Raw genomic sequence first — 4,857 nt, 5'->3', positions numbered from 1 at the left:
CGCACGTTCGAGCATCAGGTGGTGGAGTTGCATGTCCGCGTGGCCGTACTCAACCGCTTCAGCCAGATCGGTCGTCCTCAAACCGTTCTGGTGGCCGCCATGGCATAAATCCGTCTGGGGTTGGGGCTATGCCGTCTTCGAACTGATTTGTGCAACAAAGCCGCAGATAACTGCCGTGGAATCGGCGCCGCAGCACGAGCGGATCTGCGCGCCGGATCAGCCAGCCGAGCGGTACGATAATCAGCAGGAAAACCAGGCCAAATACCAGAATGGTCAAAGGGTTACGTGTCATCTCGATGGATTCGTCAAAGCAAGGGGGTGGTCGAATGGGCGCGAAACTCAATCCAGCGCAAACTCTTTGCGCCAATCGCTGTGTTCGACCCACTCGGGCTGGTCCGACTTCTTCATCAGGTAATTACCAATCACCAGATAATCCATCTGGGTGCGCATGAAGCACAGATAAGCATTGGTCGGGCTCTCGACAATCGGCTCGCCACGGACATTGAAGGACGTATTGACCAGCACGGGGCAACCCGTCAGCGCGTGGAAGGCCTGCAATAGTTCCCGCAGACGATGGTTTGCATTGGCACCCACGGTCTGTACCCGTGCCGAATAATCGACGTGGGTCACGGCAGGCACTTCAGAGCGTGGGCATTTCAGCAATTCAATACCTTCGAGCGCCTGCTCTTGCTGATTCAGCGGCAACCGCTTGCCCTCCTGCACCCCCACCACGAACAGCATGTAAGGACTGCTGCGGTCGAGTTCGAACCATTCGCTCGCATGCTCTTCCAGCACCATCGGGGCGAATGGGCGGAAGGACTCCCGGTTCTTGATCTTCAGATTCATCACGCTTTGCATGTCGCGATTGCGTGCATCGCCCAGAATCGAACGGGAACCCAGTGCGCGCGGCCCGAACTCCATTCGTCCCTGGAACCATCCCACGACGTTCCCCTGCGACAGCAGATTCGCCACCTGGGGGCACAATTCGGCGTCCTCCAGGCGCGTGAATACCGCACCCAGGCTGCGCAGTGCTGCCGCGATCTCTGTGTCCCCATAGCTGGACCCCAGCAAGGTGGCCTTCATGCTGTCCCCTTGCCGCGGTGCGCGTGGCACACGTTCGCGCAGGTGCACTCCCGCGAGTGCCGCACCCAGGGCGCCACCCGCATCACCGGATGCCGGCTGCACCCAAATGTGGTCGAAGATGCCGCTGGCCAGCAGCTTGCCGTTCGCGACGCAGTTCAGTGCAACGCCGCCCGCCATGCAAAGCTGGCGCATGCCGCTCTGTTTGCGCAGCGTGCGAGCCAGGCGCATCAGCGTGTCTTCAAGCACCACTTGAATGGAGGCCGCCAAGTCGAACTCGCGGCGAGTGATCTGGCTTTCCGGTTGGCGCCGAGGCCCGCCGAACAATTGACTGAACTTCTCGCTGATCATGCTGTTGCCCACTGCATAATCAAAATAATCCATATTCAGCCAGAAACTGCCATCCTCCTTGACATCCACCAGATGGTCGCGGATGAGTTGCGCATATATCGGACGACCGTAGGGGGCCAGTCCCATCAATTTGTATTCGCCGGAATCGACCTTGAAGCCGCAGAAATACGTAATTGCGGAATAAAGCAGACCCAGCGAATGCGGGAAGCGAATTTCCCACAGGGGTGTCATGCGGTTATCGTTGCCCAGCCATGCCGATGTGGTGGCCCATTCCCCCACCCCGTCCACGCACAGCACCGCTGCCTGCTGAAACGGGCTGGGAAGGAACGCCGCCGCAGCGTGCGATTCGTGGTGATCGATGTATTCCAGCCGCGGCACCGAAGTGCTGCTCGCCGGCGACAGCTGCTGCAGATCGCGCCGCAGCGCGCGCTTCACATGGCGCTTCTCGAAGAACCAGCCCGGTACTTCCTGAACGAAGGATTCCAGGCCACGCAGACCGAAATTCAGATAGGTCTGAATTATTCGATCGAACTTCTTGTCCGGATTTTCGTAGTAATAAACGGTCTCTACTGCATCCAGATCGATGCCGGCCTCGCGCAGGCAATATTGGATGGCATTTTTGGGAAAACTGGCATCCTGCTTGACCCGGGTAAAACGCTCTTCTTGTGCGGCAGCGATGATATTGCCGTCATGCAGCAAGCTTGCTGCGCTATCGTGATAGCCGCAAGAAAGACCGAGAACATACGAATTCAAAGAAAGACCTTTTGCGTGCATGTGGAGAAGCTCAGTGCGGATAGCGGGCCGGGCGGAGCCATTCACGCCAGTGGCGTGGTGGTGCTGCCAGCGCACGGAAACCGGTCCAGACGCGCAGCCAGGCGGTTCGTATCTGTTGTGGGTCACCGCCACTCAGCGCCTGATCCATCCACAGTTGGATCGCTTCCAAAGCCATGGCCGAATGCCCGGTTGATACGTTGTCGATGGTGTTGTGCAAATCAACGAATAGGGTGCTGAATCCGTGTTGGCGCAATTCGTCGCGCGCGGTACGGTATGCGCCACCCACTCCGGACAGCTCCATCGCCAGATTCAGACCCAGGGTTTCTGCAAGGTAGCGCTGGGGAAACAGCGAGATGCTCAACCAGAATGCAGGCACTTCGAACGCTGCATCCTTGAAACGGGGAAAATGTGCAAACTCGCGGCTGCGGAAATCCGGCAGATCGATTTCCATCTGCTGCATCAGCGCGCGATAGATATTCGGGTGGTTCAGTGCGATGTCGCCATTGCCGATTTCATCCGAGAAAATCTTGAATAGCAGCGCGCCGATCGGGGTATCCACCAGGCCCGCATTGCTCCAGCGCTGCAGCCAGGCGCCATCGATGAAAATCATCGGACATAACTGCAGCGCTTCATCGATCACACACTCGCGGCTTTTCTCGCTGTCGTCCGCATCTACCGTGTCCGTGTAGGACTGAACTTGGTCCCGGGCTCTTGCTTCGAACCACTCCCGCAAGGCCGAATGCGAATATTCGGCGAATGGCAATGCGTTGTCGTCCTTGAATATGCCGTGGGTGCTCCGTGCGAGCCAGCTGTTGCAGAACGCCGCCGCGCCATGCCGGATCTGCGGATGCCGTTCCACATTCACCAACTGGTGGTAGAGGTCGCGCACACCCAATGGCGCCGCTGCCGGTGGGGGAAACGGTGGTGCCATCGTGAGCATGGCTGGAATGGACGGCCGCGTTTCGATCTTTGCCGGGGCGGCATGTGCAGGTTTCTGCGGCGTCAGGGTGCTGATCCAATTCCGGATCACCGCTTCTTCCTGTTCCGAGAACACGCGGAACATCGGTCCCCCGAATGCCAGCAGACGGGTCAGCAGCAAGCTGTCTTCAGGGCGTCCCGGCTTCACCCAGCGCGAGACGCCCAACTCTTCCACGAAGGACTCGGCATCCTGCACGATCAATTCGTCCAGCGGTTGGCGGGCCAGCTTCAGCTTGCCGTGGTAGCCGACCGCGAACCGCGCTTTGTTGCGCACCAGTTCAACCATTGCGCGTGCCGGCTGCTCACGCCCCTGCTGCAGGTCGGCGCGACAGTCCTGCTCCCATTCCTGCATCAGGCGGATGCTTGCGATGAAGCCGGTGATGACTTGCTTGGCCGAGGCCCCGTCGATATCGTCGCGCAGCAGCTCCTGCAGAGCCGCTTGCAGGCTCGGCAACGTGGCTTGCTGCCGGCGCTGCAAGTCCGCAAAAGCCGGATGCTCGGGGGCGAGATGCTGCTGCGCTGCCCGCGCAAGCCCAGGAATGCCATACAGGCACTCGCAGTAGGCGGCGCCCAGGATCTCTGGGGCGCGCTGTTCCGGGAACAGGGACAGGCCAAGCCAATAAGAGGGCAGGCGCCAGGATGCAACGGGCACGTCCACTTGCTGCCCGAACAGCGTGGAGGTCAGCGCCGGCAATGGCAGCCCTGCCTGCTCCAGCAGGTGCCGGAATTGGCGCGCCGGATGGTACGTGTGGGCACCGGAGCCGACGAGCTGAGCGTGTGCGGCATGCGCATGGGCCGCCAGAGGCAGGTGGCCGATTGCCGAATTGGCCATGTTCTGGAGAACGCAACCAGGCAGCAGGCCCAAAGGGGCGTAACGCTTCAGGATTCGCAGGCTTTCCGCGTGGTCCACTTGCGGCTTATCTGGGCCCTGGGCAGATTCGCACAATAACCGGGCACTTTCGTGCCAATGATCCAAGCCGTTGCCTATCGACAATTGCAAAGAAGAGCCGATCCACTCCGTCCCCTGGTGCACATCTTCGATATAGGCCCGCGCCACGCTTTCCAGCCGCTCGAAATCCGCCTCAAGGTGAAGCACCTGGGCACAGAATTCGCCATAACCGATCTTGCTGTCTTGAGTGTCTGATTTCACTATTGGCCAGCACGCGTGCTTTGTAGATTTTTCTGGTTTTCGACAGGAATCGAATTTCTTTCACGGAAAAGCCAGTCCCTTGAGAACTCTTATTTCCGGTCGAGGTGAATCCACGCGCAAGCCCGCCACTTGTTTCAAGATCGGAGCCAGCCCGAGAGAGCTCGGAAAAGCCTGCCATCTTAGATATCGGGAACTAATCCGTATTGCAAAGAGATGGCGCATTGATTAATGCATTGCATAGATGTATCTAATGCAGGGGCATATCCCAATTCCTGGTGGCCGCTTGGTTGCGCCAGGCGCTGCGCCCGGGTTTTTGTCGGTTCAGTGCCCAGGGCCTGGGGCGGTGCAAAGCCTGCAAAAGCTGGCCCGACGCGACACCGGCCCGTGCCCGATTCCGGCGTGATGTGCCCGCGTCAAAAGTCAAAGTGCCTAGGGATTCTCTGCACGAATCCCATCGGGATGTGCGTGCGCAATCCTGAAGCCGAGACAATACGCGCATGAAGCAAAGCAGCCTGGGCCTGGGC

General features: G+C 59.4%; 2 protein-coding genes and 1 pseudogene. 1 reads left to right on the top strand and 2 read right to left on the bottom strand.

The window, feature by feature from the left end:
• A pseudogene (locus AX018_RS24255) lies at window positions 1-108 on the top strand (IS5/IS1182 family transposase); the annotation flags it as partial.
• Window positions 109-339: 231 nt separating this feature from the next.
• Here AX018_RS24255 and AX018_RS24245 read toward each other — a convergent pair.
• Together AX018_RS24245 and AX018_RS24240 are read right to left on the bottom strand one after the other, a co-directional pair.
• A complete protein-coding gene (locus tag AX018_RS24245) occupies window positions 340-2,205 on the bottom strand; it encodes a carbamoyltransferase family protein (protein ID WP_245951834.1) in 1,866 nt (621 codons plus the stop codon).
• A 10-nt stretch (window positions 2,206-2,215) separates the two neighbouring features.
• Window positions 2,216-4,333, bottom strand: a complete 2,118-nt coding sequence (locus tag AX018_RS24240; protein WP_245951833.1) for an iron-containing redox enzyme family protein — start codon at window positions 4,331-4,333, stop codon at window positions 2,216-2,218.
• Window positions 4,334-4,857: the final 524 nt, after the last annotated feature.

It is taken from the genome of Paracidovorax anthurii (assembly GCF_003269065.1).
GTDB classification, from domain to species: Bacteria; Pseudomonadota; Gammaproteobacteria; order Burkholderiales; family Burkholderiaceae_C; genus Paracidovorax; species Paracidovorax anthurii.
The sequence above is the reverse complement of the archived record's forward strand: the minus strand, read 5'-3'. Positions and strand labels throughout refer to the sequence as shown.

Bases quoted from the DNA above. Each gene is read 5' to 3' on its own strand.
- AX018_RS24245 (WP_245951834.1), bottom strand. From the start codon at position 2,205: ATGCACGCAAAAGGTCTTTCTTTGAATTCGTATGTTCTCGGTCTTTCT.